This is a genomic window from Erwinia sp. AC075 (assembly GCF_979253995.1).
This window is the reverse complement of the sequence record NZ_CEEDEU010000001.1, coordinates 1,712,779-1,731,935: the sequence shown is the minus strand read 5'-3', so window position 1 is coordinate 1,731,935 and position 19,157 is coordinate 1,712,779. Positions and strand designations below refer to the sequence as shown.

General features: G+C 54.9%; 18 protein-coding genes. 9 read left to right on the top strand and 9 right to left on the bottom strand.

Going from position 1 to position 19,157, the window contains the following annotated elements; genetic code table 11:
- Positions 1–6: 6 nt before the first annotated feature.
- The 3 genes from AC0IXH_RS08100 to ychF form a co-directional block, all read right to left on the bottom strand.
- Positions 7–537 (bottom strand): toxin-activating lysine-acyltransferase, encoded by a 531-nt coding sequence (locus tag AC0IXH_RS08100; RefSeq protein ID WP_346594781.1) that lies wholly within the window; start codon positions 535–537, stop codon positions 7–9.
- Positions 537–2,222, bottom strand: coding sequence for a ShlB/FhaC/HecB family hemolysin secretion/activation protein (locus AC0IXH_RS08095; protein WP_471720300.1), 1,686 nt, complete (start codon positions 2,220–2,222; stop codon positions 537–539). Before AC0IXH_RS08095 ends, AC0IXH_RS08100 begins: the two co-directional genes overlap by 1 nt.
- A gap of 510 nt (positions 2,223–2,732) precedes the next feature.
- Positions 2,733–3,824, bottom strand: coding sequence for a redox-regulated ATPase YchF (ychF, locus tag AC0IXH_RS08090; protein ID WP_013201822.1), 1,092 nt, complete (start codon positions 3,822–3,824; stop codon positions 2,733–2,735).
- Between the two features lie 354 nt (positions 3,825–4,178).
- On the opposite strand from ychF, the gene AC0IXH_RS08085 reads away from it, so the two are divergent.
- Both AC0IXH_RS08085 and AC0IXH_RS08080 read left to right on the top strand, forming a co-directional pair.
- Entirely contained in the window at positions 4,179–5,660 is a 1,482-nt protein-coding gene (locus tag AC0IXH_RS08085; protein ID WP_013201823.1) for a SulP family inorganic anion transporter, read from the top strand.
- A 253-nt stretch (positions 5,661–5,913) separates the two neighbouring features.
- Positions 5,914–6,567, top strand: a complete 654-nt coding sequence (locus AC0IXH_RS08080) for an EAL domain-containing protein (protein WP_013201843.1) — start codon at positions 5,914–5,916, stop codon at positions 6,565–6,567.
- Positions 6,568–6,840: 273 nt separating this feature from the next.
- Here AC0IXH_RS08080 and pth read toward each other — a convergent pair whose 3' ends face one another.
- Complete coding sequence (gene pth, locus AC0IXH_RS08075) at positions 6,841–7,428, bottom strand: aminoacyl-tRNA hydrolase (protein ID WP_151037660.1); 588 nt, start codon at positions 7,426–7,428, stop codon at positions 6,841–6,843.
- A 275-nt stretch (positions 7,429–7,703) separates the two neighbouring features.
- On the opposite strand from pth, the gene ychH reads away from it, so the two are divergent.
- Positions 7,704–7,985 (top strand): stress-induced protein YchH, encoded by a 282-nt coding sequence (ychH, locus tag AC0IXH_RS08070; protein ID WP_041691986.1) that lies wholly within the window; start codon positions 7,704–7,706, stop codon positions 7,983–7,985.
- 40 nt (positions 7,986–8,025) lie between these two features.
- Here the strand turns inward: ychH and AC0IXH_RS08065 are convergent, their stop codons facing one another.
- The 4 genes from AC0IXH_RS08065 to lolB form a co-directional block, all read right to left on the bottom strand.
- On the bottom strand, positions 8,026–9,195 hold the full coding sequence (locus AC0IXH_RS08065) for a GGDEF domain-containing protein (protein WP_346567994.1): 1,170 nt from the start codon (positions 9,193–9,195) through the stop codon (positions 8,026–8,028).
- Between the two features lie 268 nt (positions 9,196–9,463).
- Complete coding sequence (gene prs, locus AC0IXH_RS08060; protein WP_013201847.1) at positions 9,464–10,411, bottom strand: ribose-phosphate diphosphokinase; 948 nt, start codon at positions 10,409–10,411, stop codon at positions 9,464–9,466.
- A 134-nt stretch (positions 10,412–10,545) separates the two neighbouring features.
- Entirely contained in the window at positions 10,546–11,442 is an 897-nt protein-coding gene (ispE, locus tag AC0IXH_RS08055; protein WP_013201848.1) for a 4-(cytidine 5'-diphospho)-2-C-methyl-D-erythritol kinase, read from the bottom strand.
- Positions 11,439–12,062 carry a lipoprotein insertase outer membrane protein LolB gene (gene lolB / locus AC0IXH_RS08050; RefSeq protein ID WP_471720299.1) on the bottom strand — a complete coding sequence of 208 codons (624 nt, stop codon included), beginning with the start codon at positions 12,060–12,062 and terminating at the stop codon, positions 11,439–11,441. The genes ispE and lolB overlap by 4 nt, the downstream gene beginning before the upstream one ends.
- Positions 12,063–12,289: 227 nt before the next feature.
- On the opposite strand from lolB, the gene hemA reads away from it, so the two are divergent.
- The 6 genes from hemA to AC0IXH_RS08020 all read left to right on the top strand — a co-directional run bounded on the left by hemA (position 12,290) and on the right by AC0IXH_RS08020 (position 17,726).
- A complete protein-coding gene (hemA, locus tag AC0IXH_RS08045) occupies positions 12,290–13,546 on the top strand; it encodes a glutamyl-tRNA reductase (RefSeq protein WP_013201850.1) in 1,257 nt (418 codons plus the stop codon).
- A 39-nt stretch (positions 13,547–13,585) separates the two neighbouring features.
- Positions 13,586–14,668 (top strand): peptide chain release factor 1, encoded by a 1,083-nt coding sequence (gene prfA, locus AC0IXH_RS08040; protein WP_013201851.1) that lies wholly within the window; start codon positions 13,586–13,588, stop codon positions 14,666–14,668.
- Entirely contained in the window at positions 14,668–15,498 is an 831-nt protein-coding gene (prmC, locus tag AC0IXH_RS08035) for a peptide chain release factor N(5)-glutamine methyltransferase (RefSeq protein WP_471720298.1), read from the top strand. The genes prfA and prmC overlap by 1 nt, the downstream gene beginning before the upstream one ends.
- Positions 15,499–15,594: 96 nt before the next feature.
- Positions 15,595–16,404 (top strand): invasion regulator SirB1, encoded by an 810-nt coding sequence (gene sirB1 / locus AC0IXH_RS08030; RefSeq protein ID WP_013201853.1) that lies wholly within the window; start codon positions 15,595–15,597, stop codon positions 16,402–16,404.
- Between the two features lie 19 nt (positions 16,405–16,423).
- The gene (gene kdsA / locus AC0IXH_RS08025) at positions 16,424–17,278 is read left to right on the top strand and encodes a 3-deoxy-8-phosphooctulonate synthase (protein WP_053143528.1); all 855 of its coding nucleotides are present in this window, start codon (positions 16,424–16,426) and stop codon (positions 17,276–17,278) included.
- Between the two features lie 34 nt (positions 17,279–17,312).
- On the top strand, positions 17,313–17,726 hold the full coding sequence (locus tag AC0IXH_RS08020) for an META domain-containing protein (protein ID WP_455915276.1): 414 nt from the start codon (positions 17,313–17,315) through the stop codon (positions 17,724–17,726).
- Positions 17,727–17,802: 76 nt separating this feature from the next.
- Here the strand turns inward: AC0IXH_RS08020 and chaA are convergent, their stop codons facing one another.
- Positions 17,803–18,894 carry a sodium-potassium/proton antiporter ChaA gene (chaA, locus tag AC0IXH_RS08015; protein WP_013201856.1) on the bottom strand — a complete coding sequence of 364 codons (1,092 nt, stop codon included), beginning with the start codon at positions 18,892–18,894 and terminating at the stop codon, positions 17,803–17,805.
- Positions 18,895–19,157: the final 263 nt, after the last annotated feature.

Below are 19,157 nucleotides of genomic sequence, written 5' to 3'. Positions count from 1 at the left end.
ATGTCCTTATCCGATTTCTGGAAGCGCCACGCTGAGTGGATTTGCCTGCTGCCATTGCCTGGCGGCGTCATGTTTAATGCTCTTTCCATGAAAAAAACGCACCCGCTGACCGCGTTGCTCGCCCTGATGATCTAATGCCCGGAGGCACTGCTCAGGCAAAATCACATCGCGAGTGAGCTTCTGTAGCGCGCGCACCTCACCAAATGGGGCAATGAAATCGGTGATCCACAGGCGATTGCCGCTGGTCCAGTCTTGTTCTTTCATCATCACCGAAGCGTTCGTGAGATAGCGCCGTTCAGCGTCTTCATCCATCCGCGCCCAGCCGAGGAAGAACACCGGTTTACCGTTTTTCACCGCGATGGCGTACTGCTGCTGTTTAATCAGTGGCAGCAGCAACGTCGGCAGGGTATGGAGCGGCGCATCGCGATGGCGTTCTGAGTGCATCCACAGCCAGACCGCCATGCCCAGCACTTCGGCTTCGCGGGTGTCATCAGGCGTGACCCACGGCGCAATCAACCTGTAGCCATTGATTTCCATCAGTAACTCCAGTTGAGGTTGAAGCCCAGCCTCAGGCCGCTGGTTTGATAGCCTGCGGGTTTAGAGAGTGGAATTCCGGCAAACAGGTCATAGCTGGTGCGCAGCGCGTAGCCGCGCAGTCCTACCGCGCCACCGGCCAGATGCTTGCCGATCAGATAATCCTGCCCGCTGTTACGTCCGCTGACTTCGCCATAATCCAGCGCCAGATAGAGTTCCTGCGACGGTAGCGGTGTGGCCCAGCCAATGTCGTTACGGAGATACCAGCCTTCATCGGCGTTCAGCGTGCGCTGGCCGTCAAAACCGCGCACCGACCAGCGGTTGCCAATGGCAAACTGGTCCTGCGGCGTCAGCGGCGTGTTGCTCATCTGGCGCAGATACTGGGTGTTAAAACTGAATCGCTGGTTGAGGAGTGAGAACGGCACGGCCAGCTGCGCATTCAGCTGGACAATCTTCGACAGGGCGGTGGCTTCCCCCCAATACTCTTCCGGCGCGGGCTGTGCGCCAAACCAGCGGGTGCCGCGCTGATAGCTGACGCCCGCATCCAGCGTGGTGCTACCGAGATAGTGGCGATGTTGCAGACCGAGTTTCCACGCCGAGGTCTGGCGGCGCTGCACTTCAATCTCGGTATCGTTGATGAAGTTGCGGGTCTCTCGCGTGAGGACGTCATAGCTTAGCGTGGTTTTCTGGCTGCCGTTGCGGTGCAACACGCGGCTGATATTGACGTTCAGACTTTTACTCTTGCCGCTGTATTGATAGTCGGTGAACGCCCCGGCAACCGTCTGGTTGTAGCGGTAATCACTGGTGGTGATGCCCGCCAGCCAGTAGCCAAACGGCACCGAATAGCTGCCGGTGAAGTTCTTCGTGCCTTTATCATTGCCGAACTGCAAATCATGGCTCGCCGAAACGTAGAGCATATCGCTCAGCGAAAGGGGGTTATCGACATACAGCGTGAGACCGCCCTGGTAACGCCCGGTAGACGTCGATCCGGAATCATCGAGCGATGCCCCCAGTCGCCACATTTTGCTCTGGTTCCACTGCACGGCCATCACGCTTTCGCCAGGCGCCCTACCGGGGATCAGCGCCATATCAGCCTGAACGGTAGGCAGGCGTTGCAGGTTTTCCAGTCCCTGCTCGGTATCACGCAGGTCGTAGAGTTGGCCTTCACGCGAGGGCAGTGCGGTGGCTAGCGTGACATAGCGATCGCTGGGATCGGTGCGCGTAATGTGGCTGATTTTTCCGGCCAGCAGCTGGAGCGTCAGCGTGCCCCGTGTCAGATCCTGCGGCGTTGCCAGCACGCGACTGGTGACGTAACCGCTGTCGATCATGCGGTTTTGCAGCACGCTCATCAGCAGGTTAATCCCCTTAACGCCCAGACAATGCCCCTGGCCCTGATTAGCCAAACGTTGCAATGGAAGCCAGCCCGGAAAGTCATTCAGGCCGTTCAGCGTGATGTGCTGAATCTCAAAACAGGGATTTTCTTGCGGGAAGCTGACGCGCGATGAACTGCTTGCGGGCGCAGGGAGACGGATGTCAGGCGTCGGCGGCTGAAGCTGGGCTTCAATCGCTTTCTGGCGCTGTTGTTGAATAATGTCCTGTTCGCCAGCGGTTGCGATCTGCGGGAATAGGGTGCCGACTGCCAGCGCAAATACGCCAACGGCAAGCGATATGCCTGCTTTCTCTTCCATGAGTGTGTTCCGTAATTATGGTCGGTCCTGACTAATGTTTATACTTTACCTGTTTATTTTGTGATTTCAATATTCACTGTGAGATTTCTCTAACGTTAAAATATAAGAAATTTCCTACAAATTCTGAGGTTTTTTCTTAAGGAATTTGATCAATCAGAATGGAAATAATATGAATTGGGAATTGTTTGTTACTGATGTGTGACTTTATCTACACCTGATTTCTGTTTCATAGCTGGGCAGCATGAGGGGCTCTTAATATAAGTAGCGGAGGTGATAAGGCCTGCCCTTTAATAATTCATTTAGCTTGGAATTAATAAGATCTGCTTTTGTTCCTGAGCTGCCACAGTCCATTAAAGTCAGAGGTACTCACCTGCGTACTCAAATTTAACTGCGCTTTTACGAAAACATTTGAGACGCTGTGAAATAAAAAATCCACGCAATTGCGTGGATTTTATAATTTTTGTGATTCTTATGAGATTCATTCAAACCTCATGAGACCGCAATAACGATTTAGACGTTGAACAGGAAGTTCATCACGTCGCCATCTTTGACGATGTACTCTTTACCTTCTGAACGCATCTTGCCGGCTTCTTTCGCGCCTTGCTCACCCTTGCAGGCGATGAAGTCATCAAAGGCGATAGTCTGGGCGCGGATAAAGCCTTTCTCGAAGTCGGTGTGGATCTTACCGGCAGCCTGTGGCGCGGTGGCACCGACCGGGATGGTCCAGGCACGTACTTCCTTCACGCCCGCGGTGAAGTAGGTCTGTAGGTTCAGCAGCGAGTAACCGGCGCGGATCACGCGGTTCAGACCGGGTTCTTCAATACCCAGCTCGGCCATAAACTCTTCGCGATCGGCATCTTCCAGCTCGGCAATATCAGACTCAACGGCGGCACACACGGGCACCACCACGGAACCTTCTGCTTCCGCAATCGCACGCACGATGTCGAGGTACGGGTTATTTTCAAAACCATCTTCGTTCACGTTGGCGATATACATGGTTGGCTTCAGGGTCAGGAAGCTCAGGTAGCGGATGGCCGCTTTATCTTCGTCACTCAGATCCAGCGCGCGCAGCATGCCGGCTTTTTCCAGATGCGGCAGACATTTTTCCAGCGCAGCCTGTTCAGCTTTGGCGTCTTTATCGCCGCCCTTGGCTTTCTTCTGCACGCGCTGCAGAGCACGTTCGCAGGTATCAAGGTCAGAAAGCGCCAGTTCGGTATTGATGGTTTCAATATCGTCAGCCGGATCCACTTTGTTGTTCACGTGAATGATGTTGTCGTTTTCAAAACAACGCACCACGTGGCCGATCGCTTCGGTTTCGCGGATGTTGGTCAGGAACTGGTTACCCAGGCCTTCGCCTTTCGACGCGCCTTTTACCAGGCCAGCGATATCCACGAATTCCATGGTGGTTGGCAGGATGCGCTGAGGCTTAACGATGGCCGCCAGCTGATCCAGACGGGAGTCAGGCATTGGCACCACGCCGGTATTTGGCTCAATGGTACAGAACGGGAAGTTAGCTGCTTCGATGCCCGCTTTGGTTAACGCATTGAACAGGGTGGATTTCCCGACGTTTGGCAGGCCCACAATACCGCATTTGAATCCCATGTTTGAATCACCTTAATTGCTTGATAACCAATGAGATAGACGACTCACCGGTAGTATTAGTTGGTTACGACTAAAAAGTTACCGCGCATTATACACGGAATTATGCGGCAAATGACGTTGATTTATGCCCTGACGTTCGGGATTAGGGTTGAGATCTGCCTCACAATTCCCGATACTGACCTAACTTTACAGCTGACGGAGAACGCCGCAGATGCATCGCTTGCTGCTTACGCCACCTTAAGACTTCCCTTGCCAGCAACGCCTGTTGCGCCACTCGTCTCTCTGACGAGCCTCTTTGCGCCCGTTCTTCCGCGGTGCAGGATTTCATCTGAATAATGATAACTGGAAATTTTAATGTTTAATCTGAGCAAGCTCAGGGCGAGTGACGTCAAAAATGACGTGCTGGCCGGTGCCGTGGTGTCTGTTGCGCTGATCCCGGAAGCGACGGCATTTTCTCTGCTGGCCGGGCTGTCGCCGACCATCGGTCTGCATACCGCCTTTATTCTCGGGCTGGTCACCGCCTTCTTCGGCGGTAAGCCGGGAATGATCTCCGGTGCCGCCGGCTCAATCATCGTGGTGCTGATCAGCCTGATCACCCAGCACGGCTATGAGTATGTGCTGCTGGCGACTATTCTGGCCGGGCTTATCCAGCTGGCGATTGGCGTACTGCGGCTCGGTAAGTTTATCCGTCTGGTGCCACAACCGGCGATTTATGGTTTCGTTAACGGCCTGGCGATTGTGATTATGCTGGCGCAGTTCCCGATGATTAAAGGGCAGGGGCCGGTGATGTATGCGCTGGTGGCGCTGGCGATGCTGATCGTCTGGCTGTTCCCAAAACTGACCAAAGCCATTCCCGGTTCGCTGGCGGCGCTGATTGCCATCAGTGCGATTGCCATTGGTTTTGGCCTGGATACCAAGCGCGTTGGCGACCTGGCGAATATCTCCGGGTCACTGCCATCCTTCCATCTGCCGACCGCGCCATTAACGTGGGACACCCTGAAGATCGTGCTGCCGTATGCGGTGGTGATTGCGCTGGTGGGGCTGATTGAGTCGCTGCTGACGCTGGCGGTGCTGGATGAGATGGGCAGTAAAAAGGGCGCGGGCAACCAGGAGTGCGTGGCGCAGGGCATCGGCAACACCATCTGCGGCTTTTTCGGCAGCTTCGCCGGCTGTGCGATGATCGGTCAGTCAATTATCAACTTCACCTCCGGCGGGCGCGGGCGCATCTCCAACCTGGTCGGCGCGGTCCTGCTGATCCTGTTTGTCATTAGCCTGTCGGACTATATCGCGCTGCTGCCAGTGGCGGCACTGGCCGGAATTATGTTCGTGGTGTGTATTAACACCTTTGAATGGAGTTCCATTAAACGCCTGAAACGCATGCCGAAAGCCGATGCGGTGATCATGATCGCGGTGACGCTGGTGACCATTTTCACCGACCTGGCAATGGCAGTAATCTGCGGGGTGATTATCTCGGCGCTGGTCTTTGCCTGGCAGCATGCGCGCATCACCATTATCGCGCAGTCGGAAAAAGAGGGTGAGAAAACCTACCGTCTGGAAGGGCCGCTGTTCTTTGGTTCCACCGCCAGTTTCCAGGAACTGTTTAATCCGCAACAGGATGCCGACAGTGTGGTGATCGATTTCGCCCGCACCCGGGTGATGGATTCCAGCGGGGTGGAAGCGATCGACAAGCTGACCGCGCGCTACCTTGAAGCCGGCAAGAGCCTGCGTCTGCGCCATCTGAGCGAAGATTGCATCAGCCTGTTGCGCCAGGCCGGGCCATTCTGCAGCCATGAACTGGACGATCCGGATTATAAAGTCGCCAGTAATGATGCCTGAGTAATGAAATGATTGCCGGGCCAACCGGCAATCTAAATGATTCCAATACGGTAAAAAAATCCTGACCTTCAGGAAAGGTTGAGAAGCATAAAAATTGTTGCCAGGGGTGACTAAACAGTAAAGCTGCCGCTGGACCTGCCGATAACGTTAAAAATCGTCGTATTGATTCGCTGTTTTACAGAATAAGCATCTATGTTTTATCTGTACGACGATTTTTAGCATTGGCAGGACGCCTGAACATTGGCATGAAGGCATGATACATAATTACAACTGTGTTCCTATCCACACGCTGAACGGTGAACTGATCGCACTCGATCTGACGCCGGGCGAAATGGACATTGATTCGGGTACTCCGCTGGTCGATCAGCTCGATCCGGAAACCCTTTTGCTTAATCAATTGCTCACCATTGAGCATTACGCTGACTATTTCCAACAACACGGCTTGCTGTGCTGCCTGACAATCAACTTCCAACTGGCCAAAGTGGTTAGCCAGTCGGCGTTTATCCAGCAGATCCTCAGCCATTTGCCCTTTATCCGTCTGAAACTGTCAGAGGATTTCCCGAACCTGCACGATGGCCCGAACAATCCGCTGCTGCGCACGCTGATCGAACAGCTCAATATCCTGTGGCTGGATGATTTAGGGGCAGGGGACGCGAACCTGAATGCGCTGCAGTCGAAAATGTTCGAAGCGGTGAAGTTGGATCGGCAGTTCTTTCTCGATAACGTCACCAAACCCTGGTTCAGCATCCTGATCGCCAATATCCGCCAGTACACCAACCGGGTGATTGTCGAAGGGGTTCAGAGTGAAATTCAACTGGGGAAACTGGCCGAAAGCAAAATCTGGGGCGTTCAGGGCTACTTCTTACCGATGGTGGCGCTGAAAGAATTGGGCAAAGCCGACCAGTAATCTTTCGTTTAACCTGTATGTTCACCGAGCGGGTAACGATCTCAGCCTTTGACCTGTGTGTTCACCGAACGGGTAACTATCTCAATTGCTACAGGGTGGTGCCACAGGGCGCGTTAGCCGGGTGTATGCCGCAGGGATGCGGCATCCAAGCCCCCAGGGATGGGTTCACGGCGTCCCGGATAACGCGCCCTGTGGTAACGCCGAGCCACTGCACCGGTTTTGACCTTAAAATCACCGAGCCACCGACCCGGTTTTGACCTTCAACCGAAGAAATTACTCAGCCTTAAAACTGTGCAACCGGTTCATCGCCTTCAAGCGATCTTCCTTCAACCACACCTCAGTACAGCGCGCGGCTTCATCAATGGCATTATCAATCAACGACTGCTCGGCTGATTGCGGCTTGCCCAACACAAATCCCACCACCTTGTTGCGATCGCCCGGATGACCAATGCCAATCCGCAAACGGTGGAAATTTAGATTGTTGCCCAGCTTGCTGATGATATCTTTCAAGCCATTGTGACCGCCGTGACCGCCACCCTGCTTGAACTTCGCCACGCCCGGCGGCAAATCCAACTCATCATGCGCTACCAGAATCTCTTCCGGCGTGATCCGGTAAAAGGTCGCCATCGCGGCCACCGCTTTACCGCTTAAATTCATAAAGGTCGTCGGAACCAGTAAACGGACATCTTCGCCGCCAATATTCAAACGCGCGGTGTAACCGTAAAACTTACTCTCTTCTTTTAACGCTTGATTGTGACGCTGTGCCAATAAATCAACGTACCAGGCACCGGCATTATGGCGGGTGGCGGCGTACTCTGCGCCGGGATTGGCAAGGCCCACAATCAGTTTAATGCTGCTCACTTGTCTGTTTTCCTGAAGAGTGCGGTGAAGAAGGGGGCTAGTGTACTTTGCCCGGCTGAAAACGCAAAATCCCCCACCAAAATGTGACACACTTCGCAATAGTTCATTGGCGTGATAATGCATTTTCTATAAGAAATCAGTCGCTTGTGCGTAAAGAATTGTCAAACTTTTAGCAACAAATGTGATCTGTCCCGCACCAACTTAAACATCTATTGCATAAACTTATGACATCCGGGCACAGGACAACGCCCTTATCTGGAAACTGGAGGGGAATGATGAAACGTAAACATGCCAATTTGACCGGTAATTCATTAATGGTGTTTGGGCTGGTGGTGATGGTCGCTGGTGTCGGTTACTCCGTGCTTAATCAGCTGCCGCAACTGCAATTGCCCCAGTTTATGGTTCACGGCGCAATCTTCAGCATCTTTATCGGCGCATTGCTCTGGCTGGTCGGCGCGCGCATCAGCGGACGTGAAAAAGTCGCGGACCGCTACTACTGGGTGCGTCACTACGATAAACGCTGCCGTCGCAGCACCGATGGCCATAGCCACCATTAATCCCGTTAAAAACGCCTCTGTTCAGAGGCGTTTTCATCCCTTATCCCGCCACGCCTGACAGCTCATTCACCTCGGTTGCCACAAAACGCATCACCCGATTTCGCCCCAATGCCTTCGCCTGATACAAGGCTTCATCAGCGGCGACCATTAACGTCGGTATCTGATGGTAAGCACCCTGCGCGGTGGCGACACCGATACTCACCGTGTAATTCACCCCTTCCGGATGGGAATGCTCCACCGTCTGACGGATCTTCTCCGCAATCCGCAAGGCATCGCGCTCGCTGGCCACCAGAATCGCCGCAAACTCTTCGCCGCCTAATCGCGCAAAATGACTCTGCGCCGGCAGTGATTGCTGCACCTGTCGGCAAAAATCAATCAGCACCAGATCGCCCTGATTGTGACCAAAGCGGTCGTTGATGCTCTTAAAATGATCCAAATCGAATAGCATAATTGTCAGCGGCTGCGCCGTTTTATCGCACCGGCGAGCCAACGCTTCACCCTGCTCAAACAACGCGCGACGGTTCCAGACGCCGGTCAGGGGATCGAGCAACGAGGCGTTCTTATACTTGATCTGCGTGCGCTCATTGACCATCGCCAACATGGTAAAGGTCAGCCCGATCACCATCATGATCGACTCCAGAATGACGTAAACCGAAAAGGTCGAACCGCCAATCGCGCCATGAAGCGGGCTGGGAATGCCGCCATCCACCACCGCGCGCGTCAGATGGAACACCAGATGGATCCATAACAGCAGCTGGGCCGGCCAGTAGGTCACCGGCAAGGTGGCCCGCGAACGGTGCAACTCAATAATCATCCAGGCGGTGTAAATCACACACAGCAGACAGACGGCCAGAATGCGCATCGGCATCGAGTGATAAAACGTCGACCACTGACACAAAACCACCCAGACCAGTGGCCCGGCCAGCCATAACCAGCCACTGCGCGCGCCGCGAAACGCCCGAAACGACATCACCAGCAGACTGTAGGCCAGCATCACCAGCAAATTGCCCACGCCAACCGGCAGAAACAGACTGCCGTTGCTGCGCAAACTGCTCAGGAACACCGCAATGATGGTGATCACCATCGCCAGGCACTGAAAGCCCAATACGCGATTATATTGTGAGCCTTTCCATGCAAACACCATGATGATGCTGAGAAAAAACAGCACATAGAGCTCGCAAACAAACAGGGTATAGACGTCCAGCGTCATCTTAGGATTATTCCTGGTGGAATCATTCAGGCAAAATATCATTAATAAATAGCGGCCAAAAGAGCTGGCTGGCGGGAATGATAAAAAAGAGTTGCGAGAGAGGACAATCAGGACTAAAGGGCGGTACAGAAGGGCTGAGAACAGAGGCAATCGCCGGGGAAGGCTGGAGGCGGACCCTTAGATTGTTACGGAAGTGATAAAACAGGTTAACGAATTTGGAATAATTGGCCGGGAAAAAAGAGGGACGGGCGAACCCGTCCCTTCGCTATCAATGCTCGAACATCGCAGAGATAGACTCTTCATTGCTGATGCGACGGATCGCTTCAGCGAGCATGCCAGACAGCGTCAACGTGCGCACGTTTGGCAGGGCTTTGATCTCTTCCGGCAGCGGAATGGTGTCGCAAACCACCACTTCATCAATCACGGAATTACGCAGATTTTCCACGGCATTGCCGGAGAAAATAGGGTGCGTGGCGTAAGCGAATACACGCTTGGCACCACGCTCCTTCAGCGCTTCAGCAGCCTTGCACAGCGTTCCACCGGTGTCGATCATGTCATCCACTAACACGCAGTCACGGCCAGCGACGTCACCGATGATGTGCATCACCTGTGAAACGTTAGCGCGTGGACGGCGTTTATCGATGATCGCCATATCAGTGTCGTTCAGCAGTTTAGCAATAGCACGGGCGCGAACCACACCGCCGATGTCCGGGGAAACCACAATCGGGTTCTCCAGGCCAATCTGCAGCATATCCTCAAGCAGGATCGGGCTACCAAATACGTTATCAACCGGGACGTCAAAGAAGCCCTGAATCTGTTCAGCATGCAGATCCACAGTCAGTACGCGATCGACACCTACGCTGGAAAGAAAGTCAGCAACCACTTTGGCCGTGATGGGTACACGAGCGGAACGTACGCGACGATCCTGACGGGCATAACCAAAATACGGGATTACGGCAGTAATACGGCCAGCGGATGCACGGCGCAGGGCATCTACCATCACAACCAGTTCCATCAGGTTGTCATTGGTAGGGGCACAGGTGGACTGGATGATGAAAATATCACCACCGCGTACATTTTCATTAATTTGTACGCTCACTTCACCATCACTGAAACGACCGACGGCGGCGTCGCCCAGGCTAGTGTAAAGGCGGTTGGCAATACGTTGTGCTAGTTCGGGTGTTGCGTTACCAGCAAAAAGCTTCATATCAGGCACGAGAAGAACCTCAGGCTTTGCGTCCAGAGAATGAACATCATCGTTAGCGGCACTGGGCGGAATACCGTAACGACGGTTTCATACGGGTATAGTCATCTACGTGCAGCATCAGGAACGTGGCGATGCTGTCACGGTCACTCTAATAACGTCGAAAGGTGGCGGTGCAGCGGCGAAACGTTAACGCCTCGCGCAACAAAGCTCTGCCACGCTTTCGGCGTTAGCTCAAACACCTGGCGGGCAGCGGACTCGGTGTCGAATTCAGCAAACACACAAGCTCCTGTCCCGGTCAGGCGCGACGGCGCGTATTCTAGCAGCCAGGAAACGAGCTGTTCAACCTCGCGAAAACGTTTTCTTACGACTGGTTCACAATCATTACGGAATTCAGCACTTAATAACTCACTGATTTCGCGGGCTGGCGTGGTGCGGATCAGCTCAGGATCGGTGAAAACAGCCGGTGTGGAAATGTTCACGCCAGGGTGGACAACAAGATACCATTTTTCTGCAGGCGACACCGGAGTCAATTTTTCGCCGACGCCTTCAGCAAAAGCAGCGAAGCCTTCCACGAACACCGGAACGTCCGCGCCCAGCGATAATCCCAAGTCGGCCAGCTCGCTCAGCGTGAAGCCGGTTTGCCACTGGTGATTCAGCGCGACCAGCACCGTGGCCGCATCAGACGAGCCGCCGCCCAGCCCGCCGCCCATCGGCAGGCGTTTCTCAATGGCGATGCTGGCACCGGCCTGCGCCGGTAGCGTTCCGCGCAATGTTGCCTGCTGCTGCAACAGCTTCGCCGCCCGCACCACCAGATTATCTTCCTCTTTTACCCCGACCACCGGCGTCAGCAGGCCGATCTGCCCGCTGGCGTTGGTTTCAATGGTCAGGGTGTCGCCATAATCGAGAAACTGAAACAGCGTCTGCAAATTATGGTAGCCGTCAGGACGACGGCCCGTGATGTAGAGAAATAAATTCAGCTTGGCGGGCGCCGGCCAGCTTTCACGGCTGCTCGCCGTCAGGGGAACGTTGCCTGCACTCATTCAACGATCCAGCTGTCCATTTTCAGTTTGATGCGCTGGTTGCCTTCTTTCAGCTCAAGATTGGACGGCAGCGTCGGGTTCTGCTTGCTGTCATAACCCTGATAGGTCACCTGCCAGTTCTGGCCGTCGCGGCTGTAATTCACCGACTTGAGGCGATACTGGTCGTCCAGCGTGTAATCGGACGAATCACCCGGCAGGCCCATCATCCACTGACGCAGGCTGTTTAACGGAATATCCATGCCGGTCAGCTGAGAAATCATCTTCTCGGCGTCATTGCTGGTATAGCGTTTGCCTTTGTTGTCGACTAGCTGCACCACGCTGCCCTGGGCATCCAGCTGCAACTCGGTGCTGCCCAACGGGTTGGTCAGGATCAAACGATAGCGATCGGGGGAGGTCTGCTGCCAGTTAAAACGGGCATAGACTTTCTGGCTATCAGAAAGATAGGCAAAAGCGCCGCGGGTCTGATATTGCGTGATTTTTTCAACGTCTTGCTGGTGCTGCTGCCATTGTGGCGAGGAAATACTCTTGCCAGGACCTTGCGGTTTATTGATGGTACAGGCGGTCAATAACAGGGCGGCAAGCGGGAGAAGCCGCATCAGGCGGCGATTCTGCGTAAACATTAAGGGGTCAACTCCTCAGACTCCGGAAGGGCTTTCATGCCCAAAGTAACCGTCCAAGCTAACCAGACCGGCGGACGGCGTCAATGCTCAATTTGTCTTATTTGATGCATAATAACTATATCTTGTTACAGCCTTCGGTGAACGATGGCTTTTCTTGATCTCGCGCATCTTGTAGAATGCGCCTCACAAAACCCTATCAACTGTGGGATAACCCCAACCTAATCACCATGACCTTGCTGGCTCTCGGAATTAATCACAAAACGGCCCCAATTGCTCTGCGTGAACGCGTGACGTTCTCCCCGGAGACGTTGGATCAAGCCCTTAGCAGTCTGTTGGCCCAGCCAATGGTGCAGGGCGGCGTGGTGCTGTCTACGTGTAACCGGACCGAGCTCTACTTAAGCGTTGAGCAACAGGAAAACCTGCAGGAACAGTTGGTTAAGTGGCTATGTGACTACCATCATTTGAGTGCCGAAGAGGTGGCGAAAAGCCTCTACTGGCACCATGATAACGACGCCGTCAGCCATCTGATGCGCGTGGCAAGTGGCTTAGATTCACTGGTGTTAGGGGAGCCGCAGATCCTGGGGCAGGTGAAGAAAGCCTTTGCCGATTCCCATCGCGGACAGCCGATTGTCAGCGAGCTGGAAAGGATGTTCCAGAAAACATTCTCGGTGGCCAAGCGCGTGCGCACCGAAACCGAGATTGGCGCCAGCGCCGTATCGGTCGCCTTTGCGGCCTGTACGCTGGCAAGACAAATCTTTGAATCCCTGGCCGACGTCACCGTGTTGTTGGTCGGTGCCGGGGAAACCATCGAACTGGCCGCGCGCCATCTGCGTGAGCACAACGTTAAAAATCTGATTATCGCCAACCGCACCCGTGAACGTGCCCAGTCTCTGGCCGATCAGGTGGGGGCGGAAGTGATCGGCCTGGCGGAAATCGACGCGCGCCTGGCCGAAGCCGACATCATTATCAGTTCCACCGCCAGCCCGTTGCCGATTATCGGTAAAGGCATGATGGAGCGGGCGTTGAAAAAACGCCGCAACCAACCCATGTTACTGGTGGACATAGCCGTACCGCGCGATGTGGAGCCGGAAGTCGGCAAGCTGCCGAACGCCTATCTCTATAGCGTTGACGACCTGCAGGCGATCATTGAAAGCAACATGGCGCAGCGTAAAGCCGCCGCCGTGCAGGCCGAAACCATTGTGGTGCAGGAAAGCAGTGAGTTTATGTCCTGGCTGCGGGCGCAGAACGCGGTGGAAACCATTCGCGACTACCGTTCGCAGGCCGACCAGGTGCGTGAAGAGCTGCAGGCCCGTGCGCTGACCGCGCTGCAACAGGGTGCCGATCCGCAGGAAGTGATGCGCGATCTGGCCCACAAGCTGACCAACCGTTTGATCCACGCTCCTACCAAATCTCTTCAGCAGGCTGCCCGTGATGGGGATGATGAACGCCTGCAGATTTTACGCGACAGCCTCGGGCTGGAATAGCGTTTTAGCCTCTATTGAATACAAGGTAAAACAACACCAATGAAGCCTTCTATTGTTGCCAAACTGGAAGCCTTGCAGGAACGCCATGAAGAAGTTGAGGCGATGCTGGGCGATGCGGGCGTGATTGCCGACCAGGACCGTTTTCGTGCTCTGTCACGCGAATATGCGCAGCTGACCGACGTGAGCCAGTGTTTCCGTCGCTGGCAGCAGAACCAGGACGATATCGCCGCAGCCGAAGAGATGCTGGACGATCCTGAAATGCGCGACATGGCGCAGGAAGAATTAAAAGACGCGCGTGCTACCAGCGAACAGCTGGAGCAGGAGCTGCAGGTTCTGCTGTTGCCGAAAGATCCGGATGACGAGCGTAACTGTTATCTGGAAGTGCGCGCCGGCACCGGCGGCGATGAAGCCGCGATTTTCGCCGGCGATCTGTTCCGTATGTACAGCCGTTATGCTGAAACCCGCCGCTGGAAAATTGAAATCATGAGCACCAACGACGGTGAGCATGGTGGCTATAAAGAAGTGATTGCCAAAGTGATCGGCGACGGTGCCTACGGGCGTCTGAAGTTTGAATCAGGCGGTCACCGCGTGCAGCGCGTACCGGAAACCGAATCGCAGGGCCGTATTCATACTTCTGCCTGCACCGTGGCGATTATGCCCGAGCTGCCGGAAGCGGAAATGCCGGAAATCAACGCCGGCGATCTGAAAATCGATACCTTCCGCTCCTCCGGTGCCGGTGGTCAGCACGTTAACACCACCGACTCGGCAATCCGTATTACCCACCTGCCAACCGGCATCGTGGTGGAGTGTCAGGACGAACGTTCACAGCATAAAAACAAAGCGAAAGCGTTGTCGGTGCTGGGCGCGCGTATCCGTGCGGCAGAAACCGCCAGGCTGCATCAGGAAGAAGCTTCTACCCGTCGCAACCTGCTGGGCACCGGCGATCGTTCCGACCGTAACCGCACCTATAACTACCCGCAGGGTCGTATTACCGACCACCGCATCAACCTGACGCTTTACCGTCTGGATGAAGCGATGCAGGGCAAGCTGGATATGCTGATTGAGCCTATCGTGCAGGAATATCAGGCGGATCAGCTGGCCGCACTGTCCGGTCAGGACTAATGACCGTACGCCAGTGGTTGCGGGCGGCGATTGCCCGCCTGGCGGGCAGCGAAAGCCCCAAGCGGGATGCCGAAATCCTGCTGGGCTTCGTCACTGGCAAATCCCGCAGCTGGATTATTGCCTTTGATGACAGCGAACTGAGCGCGGAACAGCTCAGCCAGCTGGACGATTTACTGGCGCGCCGTGCCAACGGCGAGCCGGTTGCCTATCTGACCGGCCAGCGCGAATTCTGGTCGCTGTCCCTGAGCGTTTCCCCCGACACCCTGATCCCCCGTCCTGATACCGAATTGCTGGTCGAGCAGGCGCTGGCCCATCTTCCCGAAACTGCGAGTACCGTTCTTGACCTCGGCACCGGCACCGGTGCGATTGCGTTAGCCATCGCCTCCGAGCGGCCAGATTGCCAGGTGACGGGTGTCGATCGCATTGCCGCCGCCGTTTCGCTGGCCGAAAGCAATGCGCAGCGGCTGGGCATCACCAACGCACGGTTCCGGCTCAGCAACTGGTTTAGCGCGGTCTCCGGCGAACAGTTCACGCTGATCGTCAGCAATCCGCCGTATATTGATGCTGAAGATCAACATCTGCAGCAGGGCGACGTGCGCTTTGAGCCCGACAGCGCCCTGATTGCCGCCGATAATGGGCTGGCGGACATTAAGCTGATTGCAGCAGAAGCGGGGCACTATTTGCTGCCCGGCGGCTGGTTATTGCTGGAGCATGGCTGGCAGCAGGCGGAGACAGTGCGGGCGATCCTGCAGCAGAATCATTTTGTCAGCGTCGCCACCGCAAAAGATTATGGTGGCAACGATCGTGTGACTTATGCCCAGAAACGCTAAATGAACGCAAGAGAATGACCGAATGGCGCGGTCCCCGGCTGACGGGGAGGCTATTTGGCGGTATCATCGTGGCAAAATGCCATTGTTGGGGAGTGTATGACGTCGATAGCAACTGAAGATCTCACAGTGTTACCACTGTGTGAGGCGGTAATAGCAGCCACCAAAGCTATCCGCCCCGATTTCCCTGCTGAAGACGTGAATAAGCAGTTAGCGGCACTGGTAGCAGAGGCCCGCGCAGCAATTCCACAGCAGTTAGAGCAGGACATGCAGCTTGAGAAGTTAATTGAGCTGTTCTGGAAACAGTGGGGATTTGGCGGCGCCAGCGGCGTATATCGCCTGTCCGACACTCTGTGGCTGGATAATGTTCTCAGAACCCGTCAGGGAACGGCTGTCTCGTTAGGCATCATTTTCCTGCATATTGCCGGTCAGCTGTCGTTACCGCTGATGCCGGTCATTTTCCCCACCCAGCTGATTTTACGTGCCGACTGGATCGACGAAGAGATGTGGTTAATTAACCCGTTCAACGGCGATACCCTCGATGAACATACGCTGGAAGCCTGGCTTAAGGGCAATATTGGCCCGGTCGCGGAGCTGTATGACGACGACCTTCAGGAAGCCGAACCGCAGCTGGTGCTGAATAAAATGCTCGATACGCTGAAATCCGCGCTGATGGAAGAGAAGCAGATGGAGCTGGCACTGCAGGTCAGCCAGGTGCTGGTGCAGATGGACCCGGAAGATCCCTACGAAATTCGCGACCGTGGGCTGATTTTCGCCCAGTTAGAGTGTGAACATGTGGCTTTGACGGATCTGACTTACTTTGTTGAACAGTGTCCAGAAGACCCGGTCAGCGAAATGATTAAGCTGCAGATCCATTCGATTGAACAAAAACAGATTACGCTGCATTAACAGAGAATAAGGCGAAGACATGAAACAGAAAGTGGTTAACATTGGCGATATCAAGGTAGCAAACGACCTGCCGTTCGTGCTGTTTGGTGGCATGAACGTGCTGGAATCTCGCGATCTGGCGATGCGCATCTGTGAGCATTACGTCACCGTGACCCAGAAGCTGGGTATCCCCTACGTGTTCAAGGCCTCGTTTGATAAGGCCAACCGCTCTTCCATTCACTCTTACCGTGGCCCAGGCCTGGAAGAGGGAATGCGCATTTTCCAGGACATCAAAGCGGCCTTCGGCGTGAAGGTAATCACCGATGTGCATGAAGCCAGCCAGGCGCAGACCGTGGCTGACGTGGTGGATGTAATCCAGCTGCCGGCCTTCCTCGCCCGTCAGACCGATTTGGTTGAAGCGATGGCGAAAACCGGCGCGGTGATCAACGTCAAAAAACCCCAGTTCGTCAGCCCAGGCCAGATGGGTAACATCGTCGATAAGTTTGCCGAAGGCGGCAACGACAAGGTGATCCTGTGCGATCGCGGTGCCAACTTTGGTTACGACAACCTGGTTGTGGATATGCTGGGCTTCAACGTGATGAAGCAGGTGTCTAATGGCAGCCCGGTGATCTTTGACGTGACCCACGCGCTGCAGTGCCGTGACCCGTTTGGCTCCGCATCCGGCGGCCGTCGTGGTCAGGTCACCGAACTGGCACGCGCCGGGATGGCCGTTGGCCTGGCCGGCCTGTTTATCGAAGCGCACCCGGATCCGGCTAATGCGAAATGCGACGGTCCTTCGGCGCTGCCGCTGGATAAGCTGGAGCCGTTCCTGGCGCAGATCAAAGCGATTGATGATCTGGTAAAAAGCTTTGCGGAGCTGGATACCAGCAACTGAGTAAGCGGTTAAGGACAATCAGGACAAGGAGTGAATGATGAAAAGAACCCTCGCCGTGTTAACGGCCGCCATGGTGCTGGGCGGATGCAGTAGCGCTGCTCAGCACGACGCGCAGGCGTCACTAGCGAACCGTAACTTTGTGCTGACCACCGTGGATGGCCAGTCCATCAGCGCGCCTCAGGGCATGAAGCCGGGGATCAACTTCAGTGATGAAATGCGCGTCACCGGCGTGATGTGTAATCGCTTCTTTGGTCAGGGCACGCTAAAAGGCAACGTGCTGAGCGTGCCGCAAATGGCGTCTACCCGCATGATGTGTAGCGATCCGAAGCTGAACCAGTGGGAAATGGCCATTGGTAAAATGCTGACCGCGGGCGCCACCGTTAAGCTCGAGCAGAACACGCTGACGCTGACCGGCGCGGGCCACTCGCTGGTGTATCGCGCGCAGTAACTCTTCTTCAGTCAGTCAGTCAAATAAAAACGGGGCGAATAATTTCGCCCCGTTTTTTTATGCTTTGCGTTTAGCGTTACAGCATGATGGTCATCAGATAGCCGACAAACAACGCCAGATGCGCCGCGCCGTTCAGCACGTTGGTTCTGCCGGTGGAGAAGGAGATTTGGCATAACAGCAGCGCCGCAATCATCATCACCATCTGTGGCGGCTCCAGGCCGAAGATCAGCTGCTGGCCGGTGAGGGTAGCAATAATCGTCACCGCAGGCACCGTCAGCGAGATGGTCGCCAGTACCGAACCGAAGAACAGGTTCATGGCACGCTGCACCTGATTCGCCAGCACCGCTTTAATCGCGCCCAGACCTTCCGGTGAGAGGATCAGCAAGGCCACCAGGAAGCCGGTGAACTGCTCTGGCGCATTCAGCGTGGTCAGCAAGGACTCCAGCGGCGTGGCGTTCATCTTGGTGACCGCAATCACCGCAATCAGATGCACAATCAGCCAGCCCGAGTGCCAGATGTTGGAGTGCGCGGAGGGCTTGCCGTGGTGCGGGTCATCGCCCTCATCTTCATGTTCGTAAACAAACAGGCTCTGGTGCGTTTTGGTCTGGATCAGCAGGAACACGCCATACATCGCGGCAGAAATTGCCGAAATCAGCAGCGCCTGGCCGACGGAAAAGTTGCCGCCGGGCAGGGCATTGGGAAACACCAGCACCAGAATACCCAGCGGGAAAATGGCGATCAGGTACTGCTTAACCCCGGCGAGGTTAACGTACTGGGTGGCAAACTTGCGTCCGCCCAACAGCAACGCCGCGCCGACCAGACCGCAGGTCACAATCATGATGATTGAATAGAGGGTGTCGCGCATCAATGCCGGTGCGGCATCGCCGGTCGCCATCAGCGCCGAGATCAGGCTGACTTCCAGGATCACCACCGACAGGCTGAGGATCAGCGAGCCGTAGGGTTCTCCCAGACGGTGTGCCAGCACATCCGCATGGCGAACCACGCTAAAGGCGCTGCTAAGGATAGCGAACAGGGCAATAAGGTTGATGGTGATAACGATGGGAAACGAGCTTGAGGCACCCCAAAACCACAAAATACCCAGCGCGGCGAGGGGAAGAATTAAGGATGTTTCTTTATGGCGTGTTTTGACGCCTTCATGGGCACTCATAGGCTGATTTATCCTTGTTTATCTGTCCTGTTAGCCTGAATTCAGGGAACACCTGCAGGCATAAATAATAGCATCGAACGGCAGTGGTTATATTACAAGCAACGGAATTGTAACGGGTTATCAACTTTAAACCTGTACTATTTACCATAATTTACAGGTTTTTAATGTTTTTAGCTCAAATGACCAATAACTATGACTTTAGTTACCTATCATACTGTATTGGCATAGCTTATTTTGTCTTTATTCATCATTAACCCCACCTT